General features: G+C 67.0%; 16 protein-coding genes. 10 read left to right on the top strand and 6 right to left on the bottom strand.

The window, feature by feature from the left end:
- Positions 1-3 precede the first annotated feature (3 nt).
- The 3 genes from mreD to ACT6S0_RS11205 all read right to left on the bottom strand — a co-directional run bounded on the left by mreD (position 4) and on the right by ACT6S0_RS11205 (position 2,693).
- Positions 4-525 carry a rod shape-determining protein MreD gene (mreD, locus tag ACT6S0_RS11215; protein WP_444763970.1) on the bottom strand — a complete coding sequence of 174 codons (522 nt, stop codon included), beginning with the start codon at positions 523-525 and terminating at the stop codon, positions 4-6.
- Positions 522-1,514: a rod shape-determining protein MreC gene (gene mreC, locus ACT6S0_RS11210; protein ID WP_444763969.1), complete on the bottom strand. Its 993-nt coding sequence runs from the start codon at positions 1,512-1,514 to the stop codon at positions 522-524. The genes mreD and mreC overlap by 4 nt, the downstream gene beginning before the upstream one ends.
- 135 nt (positions 1,515-1,649) lie before the next feature.
- The gene (locus tag ACT6S0_RS11205) at positions 1,650-2,693 is read right to left on the bottom strand and encodes a rod shape-determining protein (protein WP_056914135.1); all 1,044 of its coding nucleotides are present in this window, start codon (positions 2,691-2,693) and stop codon (positions 1,650-1,652) included.
- A gap of 210 nt (positions 2,694-2,903) precedes the next feature.
- Here ACT6S0_RS11205 and gatC point away from each other — a divergent pair, with 210 nt between their 5' ends.
- From gatC to gatB, 3 genes are read left to right on the top strand one after another with little or no spacing between them, the layout of a single operon-like run.
- Positions 2,904-3,203: an Asp-tRNA(Asn)/Glu-tRNA(Gln) amidotransferase subunit GatC gene (gene gatC / locus ACT6S0_RS11200; protein ID WP_444591716.1), complete on the top strand. Its 300-nt coding sequence runs from the start codon at positions 2,904-2,906 to the stop codon at positions 3,201-3,203.
- Positions 3,200-4,687, top strand: a complete 1,488-nt coding sequence (gene gatA / locus ACT6S0_RS11195; RefSeq protein WP_444591715.1) for an Asp-tRNA(Asn)/Glu-tRNA(Gln) amidotransferase subunit GatA — start codon at positions 3,200-3,202, stop codon at positions 4,685-4,687. Before gatC ends, gatA begins: the two co-directional genes overlap by 4 nt.
- A 1-nt stretch (position 4,688) precedes the next feature.
- Complete coding sequence (gene gatB / locus ACT6S0_RS11190) at positions 4,689-6,143, top strand: Asp-tRNA(Asn)/Glu-tRNA(Gln) amidotransferase subunit GatB (RefSeq protein WP_444763968.1); 1,455 nt, start codon at positions 4,689-4,691, stop codon at positions 6,141-6,143.
- Positions 6,144-6,170: 27 nt separating this feature from the next.
- Here the strand turns inward: gatB and ACT6S0_RS11185 are convergent, their stop codons facing one another.
- The 3 genes from ACT6S0_RS11185 to ACT6S0_RS11175 all read right to left on the bottom strand — a co-directional run bounded on the left by ACT6S0_RS11185 (position 6,171) and on the right by ACT6S0_RS11175 (position 9,999).
- Positions 6,171-6,854, bottom strand: a complete 684-nt coding sequence (locus ACT6S0_RS11185) for a hypothetical protein (RefSeq protein WP_444763967.1) — start codon at positions 6,852-6,854, stop codon at positions 6,171-6,173.
- Between the two features lie 7 nt (positions 6,855-6,861).
- On the bottom strand, positions 6,862-7,530 hold the full coding sequence (pyrE, locus tag ACT6S0_RS11180) for an orotate phosphoribosyltransferase (RefSeq protein ID WP_444763966.1): 669 nt from the start codon (positions 7,528-7,530) through the stop codon (positions 6,862-6,864).
- A gap of 210 nt (positions 7,531-7,740) precedes the next feature.
- The gene (locus ACT6S0_RS11175) at positions 7,741-9,999 is read right to left on the bottom strand and encodes a TonB-dependent receptor (RefSeq protein WP_444763965.1); all 2,259 of its coding nucleotides are present in this window, start codon (positions 9,997-9,999) and stop codon (positions 7,741-7,743) included.
- A gap of 180 nt (positions 10,000-10,179) precedes the next feature.
- On the opposite strand from ACT6S0_RS11175, the gene ACT6S0_RS11170 reads away from it, so the two are divergent.
- The 7 genes from ACT6S0_RS11170 to ACT6S0_RS11140 form a co-directional block, all read left to right on the top strand.
- Positions 10,180-10,974, top strand: a complete 795-nt coding sequence (locus tag ACT6S0_RS11170; RefSeq protein ID WP_444763964.1) for an exodeoxyribonuclease III — start codon at positions 10,180-10,182, stop codon at positions 10,972-10,974.
- 180 nt (positions 10,975-11,154) lie between these two features.
- Positions 11,155-11,553: a hypothetical protein gene (locus ACT6S0_RS11165; protein WP_444763963.1), complete on the top strand. Its 399-nt coding sequence runs from the start codon at positions 11,155-11,157 to the stop codon at positions 11,551-11,553.
- Positions 11,554-11,583: 30 nt separating this feature from the next.
- On the top strand, positions 11,584-12,414 hold the full coding sequence (locus tag ACT6S0_RS11160; protein WP_444763962.1) for a hypothetical protein: 831 nt from the start codon (positions 11,584-11,586) through the stop codon (positions 12,412-12,414).
- A 153-nt stretch (positions 12,415-12,567) separates the two neighbouring features.
- Entirely contained in the window at positions 12,568-13,119 is a 552-nt protein-coding gene (locus tag ACT6S0_RS11155; RefSeq protein WP_444763961.1) for a L,D-transpeptidase, read from the top strand.
- A 171-nt stretch (positions 13,120-13,290) separates the two neighbouring features.
- Positions 13,291-14,832 carry a peptide MFS transporter gene (locus ACT6S0_RS11150; protein ID WP_444763960.1) on the top strand — a complete coding sequence of 514 codons (1,542 nt, stop codon included), beginning with the start codon at positions 13,291-13,293 and terminating at the stop codon, positions 14,830-14,832.
- A 169-nt stretch (positions 14,833-15,001) separates the two neighbouring features.
- Positions 15,002-16,153: an efflux RND transporter periplasmic adaptor subunit gene (locus tag ACT6S0_RS11145; RefSeq protein ID WP_444763959.1), complete on the top strand. Its 1,152-nt coding sequence runs from the start codon at positions 15,002-15,004 to the stop codon at positions 16,151-16,153.
- Positions 16,154-16,168: 15 nt separating this feature from the next.
- Positions 16,169-17,523, top strand: a 1,355-nt coding sequence (locus ACT6S0_RS11140; protein WP_444763958.1) for an efflux RND transporter permease subunit, incomplete at its 3' end; no start/stop codon positions are given.

The raw sequence follows: 17,523 nt of genomic DNA, 5'->3' as shown, positions 1-17,523 counted from the left end.
GCGTCAAAGCGGACGGTTCGCGTCGCGGTCCGGCGCGCGGCGCTGCGGTGCGAGCAGCAGCACGCTGATTACCGGCCACAGTGCCGCCTCGAAGACCGGAGCCAACAGCACGCCCCAGCCTGGCCACATGCCGCCGACCAGCATCCGCACGATCAACGCCAGCGCATGGGCACCAAAGAACAGCGGCAGCACCTGCACCGCCTGCGCGCCCAGCGGAAACCAGGTCAGGCGGCGGTGCAGCATGATCGCGCCGAAGCTCAGCGCGCTGTAGGCCAGCGCGTGCTGGCCGAGCAGGGCGCCGTCATGCACGTCGACGAGCAGGCCGAACACGAAGGCCCACAGCACGCCGATGCGCCTGGGCTGGTGCACACCCCAGAACACCAGCACCACGGCCAGCACATCGGGCATGGCCGCATGGCGGCCGGCCGGCACCATGTCGACCATCAGCGCGACGACCAGCGTGAAGGCGATGAACCAGGGGTTGGCCGGCAGCAGCAACTGGTCGGCGGCGCGCGGCATGATCATTGGGCGGCTCCGGATGCCTTGACGGCGGCCTTCTCTGCGCGCTCCGCCTTCTTCGCGGCGCGTGCAGCGGCCTTGCTCTCGGCGGCCGACGCGGCTTCGGCGACCGCAGCCACATCGGCTTCGCGCTTGGCCGAGAGATGACGGTCCTGCGGCAGCAGCACCAGCACGTGGCGAGCGCTGTCCGGGTGGGCAATGGGCGCCAGCAGCACCTGGGCGAAGCTGGAGTCGCCGCGCCGCTCGACGGCGCTTACCCTGGCGACCGGCAGGCCCGGCGGATAGACGCCGTCCAGGCCCGAGGTCGTCATCACATCGCCGACCCTCACGTCCGAATTCGCCGCGAGGAAGCGCAGCTCCATGCCGGCACCGTCCGGGCGCCCGGCGGCGGCATTGCGCATCTGCGTGCGCGCGTTCAGCAGCGGGATGGCGGCGTCCTTGTCGGTCAGCAGCGTGACTTCGGCGGATAGCGGGTAGACGCGCGTCACCTGCCCCAGCACGCCGGCCTCGTTGATGACGGGCGAGCCGGCGGTCACGCCCACCGTCGCACCGCGGTCGATGACGACGCGGCGCGAGAAGGGGTCAGGCGCCTCGAACAGCACCTCGGCGGGGATGGCCGGCACGCTCAGCGAGGGCAGCAAGCCCAGCAGCTTGCGCAGCCGGTCATTCTCGATCTGCAGGGCCTCGGCGCGCGACAGGCGCTCGGCCTGGGCGCTGAGCTGGCGGCGCGCCTGGTCCTCGGCGGCCATCGCGCGCTGGGTGCCGCGCAGGTAGTCGCCGGCCGTCTCCCAGGCGTCCACCGGCGCCAGCAGCAGGCGCTGTACCGGGTGCAGCACGAGAGCGAAGCCGGCGCGCACGGGCTGCATCAGCTTGAAGCGGGCATCGGCCACCATCATCAGCAGCGCGAGTGCCGAGCACAGCGCGAGCTTGGTCAGCGCCGAAGGACCCTGGCGGAAGAACGGCGGGGGGGTGCGGTCTAGGGTGCCGAGGGGCATGGCGCCGCAGAGTTAGTCGGAGGACGGCGAACGCAAAGGCAACCACTGAGGCACAGAGGCACAGAGAGAATGCAGAGCTCTTTTCTCCGTGCCTCTGTGCCTCAGTGGTTGCATCTTTCTAGAGCGCGCTTGGCTTCACTCCGAAGTGAAGATCGAGCCCAGGCGCTCCATGCGCTCCAGCGCCATGCCGCAACCGCGCACGACACAGGTCAGCGGGTCCTCGGCCACCAGCACCGGCAGGCCGGTTTCCTCGCCCAGCAGGCGGTCCAGGTCGCGCAGCAGCGCGCCGCCGCCGGTCAGCATCATGCCGCGCTCGGCGATGTCGGCGCCCAGCTCGGGGGGCGTCTGCTCCAGTGCGTTCTTCACGGCGGAGACGATCTGGTTGAGCGGGTCGGTCAGCGCTTCGAGGATCTCGTTGGACGAGATCGTGAAGCTGCGCGGCACGCCCTCGGAGAGGTTGCGGCCCTTGACCTCCATCTCCTTGACCTCGCTGCCAGGGAAGGCGCTGCCGATGTTCTTCTTGATCGCCTCGGCGGTGGGCTCGCCGATCAGCATGCCGTAGTTGCGGCGGATGTAGTTGATGATGGCTTCGTCGAACTTGTCGCCGCCAACGCGGACCGAGCCCTTGTAGACCATGCCGCCCAGCGAGATGACACCGACCTCGGTGGTGCCGCCGCCGATGTCGACGACCATCGAGCCCGACGCTTCCGACACCGGCAGGCCGGCGCCGATCGCGGCGGCCATGGGTTCCTCGATCAGGTAGACCTCGCTGGCACCGGCGCCGAGGGCCGACTCGCGGATCGCGCGGCGCTCGACCTGGGTCGAGCCGCAGGGCACGCAGATGATGATGCGCGGGCTCGGCTTGAAGGTCTTGGAGTCATGGACCATCTTGATGAACTGCTTGAGCATCTGCTCAGTGACAGTGAAGTCGGCGATGACGCCGTCTTTCATCGGCCGGATGGCTTCGATGTTGCCGGGCACCTTGCCCAGCATGGCCTTGGCCTCGCGGCCCACGGCCTGGATGGTCTTCTTGCCGTTGGGGCCGCCCTCGTGGCGGATCGACACCACCGAGGGCTCGTCGAGGACGATGCCCTTGCCGCGCACGTAAATCAGGGTGTTGGCGGTGCCGAGGTCGATGGCGAGGTCGGTCGAGAAATAGCGGCGCAGGGAGGCGAACATGGTGGGCGCGGAGAGCCTCGCCAGCGGGGGCGCGGCTTGAAAAATCGGGGGTCTGGAAAGCCAAGAGGCCGCCCGGCCGGCGACAAAACAAGTCGCTGATTGGGCAGCCCCGAAGGCCATGGAGATGGGCGGCGATAATAACCGAACACCCTGTTTTGAAGCCGACCAGCACTCGCTTTCTGGCTTCAGGCTTACATCTGAAAACCCTTCATGAGCCTCACCCCTGACGACGTGAGCCGCATCGCCAATCTGGCGCGGCTGGAACTGCAACCGGCCGAGTCCGAGGCGCTGCTGGGCAACCTGAACGACTTCTTCAAGATCGTCGACCAGATGAGTGCCGTCGACACCGCCGGCGTCGAGCCGCTGTACACGCCACTGTCGGCCGTGCAAGAGGTAGCCCTGCGTCTGCGTGACGACGCCGTCACCGAGAGCGACCAGCGCGAGCTGAACCAGCGCAGCGCACCGGCCGTCGAGGACGGCCTCTTCCTCGTTCCCAAGGTCATTGAATGAAGCCCGTTCACGACATGGGCGTGGCCGAGCTGGCCGCCGCCCTGAGAAGCCGCGTGCTGTCCAGCCGCGAAGCCACGCTAGCTCTGCTGAGCCGGATCCAGGCGCATGAAGGTCTGGGGGCCTTCCTGCATGTGAACACCGACGGCGCGCTGGCCCGTGCCGACGCCGCCGATGCGGTGCTGGCCGCTGGCAACGGCGGTGCGCTGACCGGTGTGCCCGTGGCGCACAAGGACATCTACGTCACTGCCGACATGCCAACGACGGCCGGCTCCAGGATCCTGGCCGGCTACCGCAGCCCCTTCGATGCCACCGTCATCGCCAGGCTGAACGCTGCCGGCACGGTGGCGTTGGGCAAGCTGAACTGCGACGAGTTCGCGATGGGCTCGGCCAACGAGAACAGTGCCTACGGCCCGGCCCACAACCCGTGGGACGTCGGCCGCGTGCCCGGCGGCTCTTCCGGCGGCTCGGCGGTCGCCGTGGCGGCCCGCTTGGTGCCCGGCACGACCGGCACCGACACCGGCGGCTCCATCCGCCAGCCGGCCAGCTTCACCGGCATCACGGGCATCAAGCCGACCTATGGCGTGTGCTCGCGCTACGGGATGATCGCCTTCGCGTCCAGCCTGGACCAGGCCGGCCCGATGGCCCGCTCGGCCGAGGACTGCGCGCTGCTGCTGTCGGCGATGAGCGGCTTCGACGAGCGCGATGCGACCAGCGTGCAGCAGCCGCCGCAGGACTTCCACCAGCAGATGCTGACGGCTCGCGAGGGCGCCTCAGCCGGCAAGCCGCTGGCCGGCCTGCGCATCGGGCTGCCGAAAGAGTTCTTCCCGGCGGGGCTGTCCGCCGACGTCAACGCCGCCGTCCGCGCCGGACTTGCCGAACTGGAGAGGCTCGGCGCGACGCTCGTCGATGTGAGCCTGCCGCGCACAGAGCTGGCCATTCCCGTCTACTACATCATTGCCCCGGCCGAGGCCAGTTCCAACCTGAGCCGCTTCGATGGCGTTAAGTTTGGCCATCGTGCCTCCAAGTACGACGATCTGCTCGATATGTACAAGAAGACGCGTGCCGAGGGTTTCGGCCCCGAGGTCAAGCGCCGCATCATGATCGGCAGCTATGTGCTCTCGCACGGCTACTACGACGCCTACTACCTGCAGGCGCAGAAGCTGCGCCGCATGATCGCTGACGACTTCCAGCAGTGTTTCGCCCAATGTGACCTGATCGCCGGCCCAGTCGCGCCGACGGTTGCCTGGAAGCACGGCGAGGGCAAGGACAACCCCACCCAGGCCTACCTTGCCGACATCTTTACGCTGCCCGGCTCGCTGGCCGGGCTGCCCGGCATGAGCGTGCCGGTCGGCAGCGGCGATGGCGGCATGCCCGTGGGCCTGCAGCTCATCGGCAACTACTTCAAGGAAGGGCAGTTGCTGCACACCGCCCACGCGCTTCAACAGGCGACCGACTGGCACCAGCGCGCCCCGGCAGGATTCTGATATGCCTACTTCCAAGCTCATCCGCGGCTATGAGGTCGTCATCGGCCTCGAAAACCACGTCCAGCTCTCAACGCAGAGCAAGATCTTCAGTGGCAGCTCGACCGCCTTCGGGGCGGCACCCAACACCCAGGCCTCGCCGGTGGACCTGGCCCTGCCCGGCACCCTGCCGGTGCTGAACCGCGCTGCCGTCGAACGCGCCATCCGCTTTGGCCTGGCGGTCGGCGCCAAGGTGGCGCCGCTGTCGATCTTTGCGCGCAAGAACTACTTCTACCCGGACCTGCCCAAGGGCTACCAGATCAGCCAGTTCGAGATCCCGGTGGTGCAGGGCGGCTCGGTCGAGTTTTTCGTCGGCGACGTCAAGCACAAGGTCAACCTGACCCGCGCCCACCTCGAAGAAGACGCGGGCAAGAGCCTGCACGAGGACTACCACGGCCAGTCTGGCATTGACCTGAACCGCGCCGGCACGCCGCTGCTGGAAATCGTCTCCGAGCCCGACATGCGCTCGGGCGCCGAGGCTGCCGAGTACGCCAAGACGCTGCATGCACTGGTGATGTGGCTGGGCATCTGCGACGGCAACATGCAGGAAGGCTCGTTCCGCTGCGACGTCAACGTCTCGGTGCGCAAGCCCGGCGCACCTTATGGCACGCGGCGCGAGATCAAGAACCTCAACAGCTTCCGCTTCCTGGTCGACGCGGTGAATTACGAGGTCAACTGGCAGATCGACGAGATCGAGGACGGCCGCAAGATCCGGCAGGCCACGGTGCTCTACAACCCGGACACCGGCGAGACCCGCGCGATGCGCAGCAAGGAAGACTCGGCCGACTACCGCTACTTCCCTGACCCGGACCTGCCGCCGCTGGTGATTGCGCCGGAGTGGGTGGAACGTGTGAAGAGCGAGATGCCGGAGCTGCCGCGCGTGATGGCGGCGCGTTTCGAGAGCGTCGACGGCCTGCCGGCCTATGACGCGACCATGATGACGCAGAGCCTGCCCACGGCGCGCTACTACGAGGCCGCGAAGGCCGCCGGCGCCCAGCCGAAGCTGGTGGCGAACTGGGTCATGGGCGAGATCAGCAAACGGCTCAACGCGACCGGCGGTGAGATAGACGCCGCGCCGGTCGGGCCCGTGCTGCTGGCCCGGCTCATCGCGCGCATCACCGACGGCACGATCTCCAACAACGCCGCCAGGCAGGTCTTCGAAGCGTTGTGGACGGGCGAGGCCAGCGACGTCGATGTCGTCATCGAAGCCAAGGGCCTCAGGCAGGTCAGCGACACCGGCGCCATCGAGGCCATCCTCGACGAGGTGCTGGCCGCCAACCAGAAGTCGGTCGACGAGTACCGCGCCGGCAAGGACAAGGCTTTCAACGCGCTGGTCGGCCAGGCCATGAAGGCGACCAAGGGCAAGGCCAATCCAGCCCTCGTCAATGAGCTGCTGAAGAAGAAGCTCGGCCAGGACTGAGGGTTTTCCTGAGGCTGCAAATGCAGCTCAGCGCTTGGGTGTGGCCGGGGGCGTCGATTTCGGCAGCTCGTTGAGCGGCGCCATCGACCCCGGCGTCGCCCCGGCCCAGAGCTTGCGCAGGCGTGCAAGTTCGGCGTCGAAGCGCGTGTTGATGCGCACGATCTCGGCCTTCTGGTTCTCGATGAGCACCTGCTGCGCCTCGATGCCGGCGTCGTTGGCGTCCAGCGCCTGCTTGAGCTTGCCCGGCAACGGCTTGCCCTTGTAGAACTCGGCCTCGTCCAGCAGCGGCTTGCGCTCGTGGTTGAGGTCCTGGATGCGCCGCTCGGAGAGGCGGGTGGCCTTGTTCGCATCATCCAGCGCGGTGTTGCGGGCGCGCTGGTGGGCGGCCTCGTTGGGGTAGCGCTGCATCAAGGTGCGGTCGCGTCGGATGGCGTCCAGCTGGGCGATTCGCTCGGCCGCCGCGCGGCGGTCGGCCGCTTCCTTGGCGGTGCGCTCCTCGGGGCTCAGAAAGGGCGGCAAGGTCGCGCGCTGCGAGCCATCTGGGTTGAGCACACGCTGCTCGCGCGACGTGCATTCGGGGATCGGCCGGTCGCTCGTCAGCCTGCGGCCATCGGCCGTCGTGCAGGTGTAGATGCCCTTGCCGGGCGAAACATCCTGGGCCTGCGCACAGGCCGCGACCAGCATTCCGGTGACGACGGTCAACGTGCGCATTGGCGGCTCACACTCCGTATCGCTGTCGATAGGCCAGCACGGCCGGACGGTGGGCGGCCAGCTCGGGTGCGCCGTCCAGATAGGCCAGCAGGTCGGCCAGGCCGGCGATGGCAACGACGGGCAGGCCATAGCGTTCCTGCACCTGCTGCACGGCCGACTGCGGGCTGTCGACGCCACCCTCGGCCGCCTTTTCCTGTCGGTCCAGCGCGATGGTCACGCCGCAGGGCGCGGCACCGGCCGCTTCGATCATCTGAATGGATTCGCGCACCGACGTGCCGGCGGAGATGACGTCGTCGATGATCAATACACGGCCCCGGACCGGCGCGCCGACGAGGGTGCCGCCCTCACCGTGGTCCTTGGCTTCCTTGCGGTTGTAGGCGAACGGGAGGTTGTGGCCGCGGCGCGCCAGCTCCATCGACACCGCCGCGGCCAGCGTGATGCCCTTGTAGGCCGGACCGAAGATCATGTCGAAGGCAAGACCCGATGTGATCAGTCGCTCGGCATAGAAGCCGGCCAGGCGGCCCAGCTTGGCCCCGTCGTCGAACAGCCCGGCGTTGAAGAAGTAGGGGCTGAGCCGGCCGGCCTTCGTCTTGAACTCACCAAAGCGCAACACACCGGCCTCGACGGCAAACGCGACAAAAGACTGGGCAAGCGGATCGTTGGGCGCGGCAGACATGTCCAAAGATTCTAGGGGTCAAAAAAACAGGCCCGACCCCTAGAAGGGGCCGGGCCGTCAGCTGGTTTTCACCAACAAGTTTGGGGGCCCTCGTTCAAGGATTTCCTTGGCCTCAGCCCCCCGAGGGGAGGACGATGCTCGCGGCATTGAGCCGCAAGCAGATCGCCAATCGGGCCGGCTTGGGAGCGGCCCGGCGCTCGGCCCGAAGGCTTAGAACAAGGCCTTGAACTGAACGCCGTAGCTGCGCGGCTCGTTGACGATGCCGGTCAGGTTGTTGAAGTCGATGGCGGCGACGACCTGGCGGTGGTCGGTGATGTTGCGCGAGAACGCGGCGACCTCGTACTTGCCATTGGCCCAGCCGTAGCCGACGCGCAGGCCGCCTTCGAGTGCCGACTTGGCGCGGTACTCGACGGCTTCGTACAGGAACATGTTGTACTTGTCCTTGAAGGCCCAATCGGTCAGCACGGTCAGCTCGCCGTTGCCGATCTCGGTGCTGTACTTCAGCGTCCAGTTCCAGACGACCTTGGGCGCGCGCGGCAGCGGGTTGCCGTTGATGCTGACGGAGCCGGTCACCGGACCGGCCGGATCAAGCACCGTGCACGGCGCGCCGCAGGGCGAGGCGAACAGGTTGGGATCCTTGATCTCGGTGTCGTTGTACGAGAAGCCGAGCGTGGTGCGCCAGTCGCGCGCGATGATGGCCTGCGCGTCGATCTCGAAGCCCTGGCCTTCGGCCTTGGCGGCGTTGATAAGGCGGTTCTGGTTGACGCTGCCGCTGCCGGCGGTGAGCTGCATGTCCTTGACGCGGTACTTGAACACCGTGCCGCTGATGCGGGCGGTGTTGTCGAGCAAGTCGGCCTTGAAGCCCGCCTCGACCGACAGCACTTTCTCTGAGCTGGCCACCGAGATCGTGTCGCCGAACAGCACGCGGCCCTGGATGGACGGCGCGCGGTAGCCGGTAGCGACCCGGGTGAACACGGTCACGCTCTTGTCGAGGTTGTAGTTGGCGCCGAGGTCCCAGCTCCAGTTCGTCGATTTGGGATTGGTGGTCAGCGGGCCGACATTGGCGCCGCCGAAGGGAGTCTGCGTGCGCGACGCGGTGAAGTCCTTCTTGTCGTCGGTGTAGCGGATGCCGCCGCGCACCTTGAAGTCGGGCGTGACCGCGTAGTTCAGGTTGCCGAACGCGGCCCAGGACTTGGCTTCCTGGCGCTGCACGGCGTAACCGTTCTGCGGGTCGCCGGCGGCGAAGCTGTCGAAGTTGAAGCTGTCCACCTGCAGCTTCTCGTTGAAGTAGTACAGGCCGGCGATCCACTGCAGCGGTGCGCTGGTGTTGGACTGCAGGCGGAACTCCTGCGTGGTCTGGCGCAGCATCGGAATGCCGTCGGCGGTCTGCGCGTCGAACGGGATGTTGGCGAGCTGGCCACCGTAGTTCGGTCCGGACGGCGGCGCATAGGGCGCGCCGAAGCCGCCGTCCACATCGCCACGGCTGTAGAACTTGGCGCGGTCGTGGGCGGTGATGGAGTACAGCGACACGCCATCGAAGTCCCAGCGCAGGCGCGCACTGACTTCGTTGGACGTCAGCGTCTGCGAGTTGTAGCCGTCGGTCGGGTAGTAGCTGTCGTCATAGCCATCGACGAAGTCGTTCGTGCCCTTCTTGATGATGTTGGCGCGGAAGGTCGTCGCGGTGCCCTTGAAGTCACGCGCCTGGATCTTGAACAGGCCCGAGAAGCCGCCGTTCTTGTAGGCCGCCTGCACCCGCAACGCCTTGTCGTTGTAGCCCTCGAGGTCGGCCGTGGCGCCCGCAATCGGGTTGTGGACGCGGTTGTCCTGGCGCTGCACGATGCCGGCGACGCGCATTTGCCAGTCCTCGCTCAGCGGCACGTTGACGGCGGTTTCCAGGTTGACGGCGTTCCAGCGGCCGATGCCGAGATTGGCATAACCCTCGAAGTGCTTGCCCGGCTTGGCCGAGTCGAACTTCATGACCCCGGCCGGCGAGTTGCGCCCGAACAGCGTGCCCTGCGGGCCGCGCAGCAGTTCGACCTGTTCCATGTCGAATACCGGGAAGCCCTTGAGTGCAATGCTTTCCTGCACGACGTCGTCATAGACCAGGCCGACGGGCTGCGAGGCGTTCATGTCGAAGTCGGTGTTGCCCAGGCCACGCACATAAAAGCGCGGGAAGGTGCGGCCGTAGTCGGATTCGATGTTCAGGCTGGGCACCTTGCCAGACAAGGCGCGGATGTCCTGGCCGCTGGCGTTGTAGGTGTCCAGCTCCTCGGACTTGATCGCTGAAATCGATAGCGGCACCTCCCGCAGGTTCTCGGCCCGACGGCTGCCGGTGACGATGACGGCCTCCAGCTGGCTGACATCCTTCTTGGCCTCCGGCGCGGCCGCGGTCTGCGCGACAGCGGACTGCCACGGGAAGGCCATGCTGAGCGCAAGCGTGAGCAAGGTCGGGGTGATGCGTTGGGGCATGAAATGTCCTCGAGTTGGCGCGGCTGAGCCGGCTGCATATGAAGAAAGGGGCGCGTGTGGCGCGTCTGATTCCTACGGGATCGTAAAGATGACATGACGTTTCGTGCTGAAAGCTCACGGGGGTGTTGTGCAATTGCTGCACTGCGATACTTCCGCGGATCAGCCTTCTCCCTAGTTCCGATGCGCTTCATCACCGCCAACCTCAACGGCGTTCGTTCCGCCGCCAGCAAGGGCTTCTTCGAGTGGCTCTGCCAGCAACAGGCCGATGCGGTCGGCGTGCAGGAACTCAAGGCGCAGGCCGATGTCGTCGAAGCCAAGTTCCGCAGCTGTGACCGGCTCAATGGCCACTTCCACTACGCGCAGAAGAAAGGCTATTCCGGCGTCGGCCTGTACACGCGGGAAGAGCCGAGCGACGTGGTCACCGGGCTTGGCATCGACGAGTTCGACGGCGAGGGCCGCTGGGTCGAGAAGCGCTTCGACAAGCCGGGCCGCAGGCTCAGCCTGATCAGCGTCTACTTTCCGAGCGGCACCAGCGGCGAGGAGCGGCAGGCGGTCAAGTACCGCTTCCTGGCGGCGCTGTATCCGCATTTGCTGGCCCTGAAGGCCGAGCGCGAATTCATCCTCGTGGCCGACGTCAACATCGCGCACAAGGAGGTCGACCTGAAGAACTGGCGCAGCAACCAGAAGAACAGCGGTTTCCTGCCCGACGAGCGCGCCTGGCTCACCCGCCTGTTTGACAACGGTGCGGACGGCGGCGGCCTGGTGGATGTATTCCGTACGCTCAACGACAAGGCCGAGCAATACACCTGGTGGAGCGCGCGCGGCGCCGCGCGGGCCAACAACGTCGGGTGGCGGCTGGACTACCACCTCGCCACCCCGGGTATGGCCGCACTCGCCCGCAGCGAGGCCATCTACACGGGCCAGATGTTCAGCGACCACGCACCGTTGACCATCGATTACGACTTCACCCTCTGACGCGGTAGCACGGCGTAACGAGCCGCTACCCACCAGGGACCCCTCCTACATGCTGTTGGACCTCGTGCCGACACTGGGCGTGGCGAGCGCGCAATAGAGTGAACTCCAGCCGGTGGAAACGTTAGCCCGGCTTCACCAGCCGGCCATCTGACCGGTCCCCGCATTGAAAAGGAGTCCCTCATGTCCAAGCTCAAGACCGCCACCAGTGCTCTGACCGCCGCCGTCCTCGTGACCGGTATCGGCTTTGCCTGGGCTCAGGCCGAGGATCAGGTCCAGCCGACCGACCCGATGGCCGCCGCCACGGCTGCGCCGATCAGCGAGCAAACACCTGCTGATCCGAACGCGGTGACGCCGGTGGACAACACCACGGCTGCCCAGCAGGCCATGCCTGCCGACGACCCGGCACGCACGAGCCCCCCGCTGGACAGCACCAGCACCACGCCGCTGACCAGCGACTCGAGTGTGCGCAGCACGACCGACAGTTCGTACAACAACAATGCGAACACGACGGCCAACTCGACCGACATGTCGACCACCGGTTCGACCTACGAGCCGGCCCCCCGTGCCGACCGTAACTAAGTCGGGCCAGCGTCGGCTCCGGAAGCCCCCATGCGTTTCGGAGAACGCGCCGAACTCGCCGCCGCCGCAAGGCGGCGCGACATCCTTGTCGGCCTTTGCCAGGGCGGTTTGATCGCCGCCCTGGCACTGGCCGCGCTCTACATTTTTGTTGGCCAACGGCTCGGCGCCGCACAGCCCGCCGCGACTGCGCCTGCGGCCGTTGCGGCCAGCCATACCCCCGTGGCTGCGGCAGCCGCGCCGCCTCTCCAGAAGGCCCGCCTGGATTGGGGCCAAGTGCGCGCGCCGCTCGACGTGACCAGCGTCGCCGCCTGGGCCGTGCGTGCGGCCGACAACGGCGACCGCCCTTTCGCGATCGTCGACAAGCGCCGTGCGCAGGTCTATGTCTTCGCCGCTGGCGGTCGCCTGCTCGGCACCAGCCCGGTGCTGCTGGGCTACGCCGCCGGTGACCTGTCGGTACCCGGCATCGGCGAGAAGGCTATCGAGGACATCCGCCCGCAGGAGCGCACGACGCCGGCCGGACGGTTCGAATCGGCGCCGGGCCGCAACACGCTGGGTGATGACGTCATCTGGGTGGACTACGACGCCGCGGTCTCCATGCACCGTGTGCGTGCCACCAATCCCAAGGAGCGCCGCCTGGAACGACTGGCGAGCAAGACGGCCGCCGACAACCGCATCAGCTGGGGCTGCATCAACGTCCCCGCCGACTTCTTTGACCGCACCATCTGGCCCCACCTCGGCAAGGGGCGCGCAGTCGTCTATGTACTGCCCGAGCAGCGCCCGCTGACCGCCTTTTTCCCGGATGCCGCGCCGCAGATGATGGCGCGAACCGGCTCACCACGAGGTAACAACGCCAATCCGTGAACTCCTGGACTGTTGGTTACAAGCTGCCTTTCCTAGACTGCCCGCCAGGCAGGCGCGAGAGTTGCGCCGCCACCGTTATCGGGGCATCGCGTGGGCAGCAGTTGGGCAAGTCAGGCCAGGGTCGGGTTGTGCAGCATCGTCATCGGGTGCAGCGTGCTGGCATCACCCGGCGTCAGCGCGGAAGTCATTTCACGGCCGGCTGGTGATACCCATGACGGCCGGCCGTTCGCCATCGTCGACAAGCGACAGGCGACCCTGTCCGTCTACGCTGCCGATGGTCGCCTCATCGGTCGCACAGCCGCGCTGCTCGGGCTGACGCCCGGCGATATCGAGCCCGCCAGCGCGCGCGGCAAAGACCCTGCAGCGCTGGCCCGCCATGAGCGTGTGACGCCGGCCGGCCGCTTTGAAGCCCAGCCGGGTCGCAACCTCAATGGCGAACGCATCGTCTGGTTCGACTACGACGCCAACCTGGCCATCCACCGCCTGCGTCCCACGCCGGCCAACCAGGGCCGCCCCGAGCGCCTGGCGTCCGCCAACCTGCACGACCGCCGCATCACGCTCGGCTGCGTGGTCGTCGACCCGACGTTCTTCGACGAGGTCGTGCTGCCGACGCTGGGGCGCGGCAAGAGCCTGGTCTACATCCTGCCGGAGCGCCAGCCCATCGTCGCTTCTTCCGGCGGCTCCGCCCGCGCCGCGGCGCCCTGAGCGCAGGACCGATGCCTGCGGGCATCGGCTTGCCAGTCACTGAATCCGTCCACGCAGACCCAGGGCAATCCCGGGGTGGCCCGGCGCGGGATTGGCAGTTCCAGACCGGACAATCCCGCCCTTTCCAGCGGGTTACCGCCCGCGCCCCCGAGTTCACTTGGAACAGCAGACGTGACAACCACCACCCCTTCGGCGCCTGGTCGCGCGGCCACCATCCTGGGCCAGCCCAACCAGCTCTTCGTCCTCTTCTTCACCGAGATGTGGGAGCGTTTCTCCTACTACGGCATGCGGGCGCTGCTCGTGCTGTTCCTGATCGCCGAGGCCAGCAAGGGCGGCTGGGGCTGGAGCCGCGAGCAGGCACTGGAGCTGTACGGCTGGTACACGCTGTTCGTCTACCTGACGCCCATCCTGGGCGGCTACATCGCCGACCGGCTGCTGGGCACGCGGCGCTCGGTACTGCTGGGCGGCTTCGTCATCGCGGCGGGCCACATCGCCCTGTTCATGGAGACGACAACGAGCTTCTACATCGGCCTGGGGTTGATCGTGCTGGGCACCGGTCTGTTCAAGCCCAACATCTCCGCCATCGTCGGCCAGCTTTACGGCAAGGACAACGAAGGCGCCCGTGACGGCGGCTACACGCTGTTCTACATGGGCGTGAACGCCGGCGCCTTCTTCGGCATCTCCCTGTGCGGCTACATCGGCGAGAAGATTTCCTGGAACCTCGGTTTCGGCCTGGCCGGCATCTTCATGATTCTGGGCGCGCTGCAGTTCTGGCTTAGCCAGGGCCTGTTCGGCAGTATCGGCGACAAGGTCGACGCCGCCGCCAAAAGCGCCCGCGAGGCGTTGGACAACACGCCCAAGCATGTCGTGGCGGACCGCCTGAAGGCGATCTTCGTCTTCTCGTTCTTCACCATCTTCTTCTGGTTCGCGTTCGAGCAGGCCGGCGGGTCCATGACCATCTTCGCGGCCGACTACACCGACCGCACGCTCACCGGCACCAGCGGCCTCATCTTCAAGATCATCAACACCGCGATGACGCTGGTGCCGGCGGCCATCCTGTCCTGGCTGCTGTTCAAGCTCTACCGCTCGACCGGTGGCAACTACTTGATGGCCAACCTGTCGCTGGCCGTGGCCTTCGCCATCATTTGGGGCCTGTGCCTGTGGATGCTGGGCCGCGAGTTCGGCATGGACCAGAGCGAAGTGCCCGCCACCTGGTTCGGCGTGCTGAACAGCTTCTTCATCGTCGTGCTGGCGCCCATGTTCTCCAAGATGTGGGAGGAGAAGTGGAACCCGTCGGGCCCCGTCAAGTTCGGTGTCGGCCTGGTGCTGCTGGGCCTGGGCTTCGCGGTGCTGTCCTATGGCTCGGCCGGCATCCCGCAGGGCGCCAAGACGGCCCAGGTCAGCATGATGTTCCTGACGCTGGCCTACCTGCTGCACACGATGGGCGAGCTCTGCCTGTCGCCGGTCGGCCTGTCCTATATCTCCAAGCTCGCGCCGGCGCGCCTGCTGGGCCTGATGTTCGGCGTGTGGTTCCTGAACTCGGCCATCGCCAACAAGATCGCCGGCTCCACCGGCTCCTACATCGATCACATCTCGTCGACCTATTCGATGTCGGTGTTCTTCCTGATCTTCACCATCATCCCCATCGCCGCCGGTCTGGTTCTGATGGCCATGACGCCGCTGATGAAGAAGTGGATGCACGGCGTCCACTGACGGCGCCGGCCGCTGCATCGACAAGCCGCCTTCGGGCGGCTTTTTGCTTTTTGTTCACAGTTCTGCACTGGTGACAACTCATGTCAGCAGGCTGGAAGGGTTTCCAGTTTGGGGGGCTCAAGCTTCATTTGATCTGGCTACAGTCGCGCGCTTGCACTCGGAGCCCTCCATGAAAAAGACCAGCCTGGCGCTGCTGTTGACAGTCATCCTCACCGCCTGCGGTCAAAAGCCGGACGGTGCTGGCGGCCCGGGTGGTCATGGCGGCCCACCGCCCGTGTCGGTAGCGCCCGCCACGCAGCGCGAGGTGCAGGAGTTCGACGAGTTCACCGCCCGCCTGGAGGCGCCCGACACCGTCGACGTGCGCCCGCGCGTGGCCGGCACCGTCGAGGCGGTGCGCTTCAAGGAAGGCCAGTTCGTCAGGAAGGGAGACCCGCTCTTCACCATCGACACGCGCGCCTTCCGCGCCGAGGTGGCGCGCGCCGAGGCGCAGATCGCGGCGCTGAAGACCCAGGCCGACCTGGCACGCACCGATCTGGCGCGCTCCGAGAAGCTGGTCAGCGTCAACGCGGTCAGCCAGCAGGAGATCGACCAGCTGCGCTCGGCGTTGCGCAGCGCCGAGGCCAACCAGAAGGGCGCCGAGGCGGCGCTGGTGACGGCCCGCCTGAACATCGAGTACGCGAACGTGACCTCGCCCGTCAGTGGCCGCACCTCGCGCGCCAACGTCACGCCGGGCAACCTCGTCGGCGTCGGCGAGCCGGTGTTGACGACGGTGGTCTCCAGCGACAAGGTCTACGCCTACTTCGACGCCAGCGAGGCGACCTATCTGAAGTACATGCGCTCGGCCAAGCCGGTCTCGACCGTCGTGCAGATGGGCCTGTCCAACGAGCAGGGCTTCCCGCACATGGGCAAGCTGGATTTCGTCGACAACCGCTTGAACCCGGCTACCGCCTCCATCCGCGCCCGCGCCGTGTTCGACAACAAGGGGGGTCAATTCACGCCGGGCCTATATGCGCGCGTCAAGCTCGGCGGCAGCGCCAGCTACTCCGGCGTCGTCGTACCCGACCGCGCCATCACGACCGACCAGACGCGCAAGGTCGTCCTCATCGTCGGACCCAACAACATCGTGCAGCCACGGCCCGTCACGCCGGGCGCACTGATCGACGGCATGCGCGTCGTCGACGGCGTCAAGGCCGGTGAACTCGTCATCGTCGACGGGCTGCTGCGCGCCTTCCCCGGCGCGCCGGTCACGCCGCAGGTGCTCAAGGTCGACGACAAGGGCATGCCGATCCCGGCCGCCCCCGTGCCTGCCGCGTCGAAGTAACAGGGCGGACGCCTCATGGACATCTCACGCTTCTTCATCGACAGGCCGCGCTTCGCGACCGTGTTGTCGCTCTTCATCTTCCTGATCGGCGCGCTGGCTATTCCCATGCTGCCGATCTCCGAGTACCCCGAGGTCGCGCCGCCGCAGGTGGTGGTGCGCGCCCAGTACCCAGGCGCCAACCCGCGCGTGATCTCCGAGACGGTGGCCGCGCCGCTGGAGGAGCAGATCAACGGCCTCGAGAACGTGCTGTATTTCGACAGCCAGGCCACTGGCGACGGCGGCATGAGCCTGACGGTCACGTTCAAGATCGGCACCAATCCCGAAGCCGCCGAGACCGCGGTGCAGAACCGCATCAACCGTGCGTTGCCGCGCCTGCCCGAAATCGTGCGCACCATCGGCGTGACGACCGAGAAGAGCAGCCCCAACCTGACCATGGTGGTCCACCTGGTCAGCCCCGACAACTCGCGCGACGCGCTCTACCTGCGCAACTACGGCTCGCTCAACGTGCGCGACGACCTGCTGCGCGTGCCGGGCATGGGCTCGGTGCAGACCTTCGGTGCCGGCGACTACGCCATGCGCATCTGGCTTGACCCGCAAAAGCTCGCCGCGCGCAACATGACGGCCAGCGAGGTGGTCGGCGCCATCCGCGAGCAGAACTCGCAGGTCGCGGCCGGCGTCGTCGGCGCCTCGCCCGCGCCCAAGGGCACGGAGTTCGAGCTGGCCATCAACACCCAGGGCCGCCTGACCACCGAGGATGAGTTCGCCAACATCATCGTGCGCGCCGAGCCCCGCACCGGCGCCATGGTGCGCCTGCGCGACGTGGGCCGCGTCGAGATCAGCGCCAACACCTATGCGCTGCGCAGCCTGCTGAACAACAAGGAGGCGGCTGCCATCGCCATCTTCCAGGCGCCCGGCTCCAACGCGCTGGCGATCTCGGAGAACGTGCGCGAGACGATGGAGCGACTCAAGCCCAGCTTCCCGGCGGGCGTGGACTACGCCATCGTCTACGACCCCACGCGCTTCGTGCAGACCTCCATCAGCAAGGTCGTCACCACGCTGTTCGAGGCGGTCGCGCTGGTCGTGCTGGTCGTCATCATCTTCCTGCAGACCTGGCGCGCGTCCATCATCCCGCTGGTGGCCGTGCCGGTGTCCATCGTCGGCACCTTCGCCGTGCTGCTGCTGCTGGGCTTCAGCATCAACACGCTGACGCTGTTCGGCCTGGTGCTCGCCATCGGCATCGTGGTGGACGACGCCATCGTGGTGGTCGAGAACGTCGAGCGCAACATCCAGGACGGCCTGACGCCGCATGCCGCGACGGTCAAAGCCATGCAGGAGGTCTCGGGCCCCATCATCGCCATCGCGCTGGTGCT

This window comes from Roseateles sp. (assembly GCF_052436255.1).
Taxonomy (GTDB): domain Bacteria; phylum Pseudomonadota; class Gammaproteobacteria; order Burkholderiales; family Burkholderiaceae_C; genus Pelomonas.
Note: the sequence above shows the minus strand (reverse complement) of the source record. Positions and strands in the feature narration are given on the sequence as shown.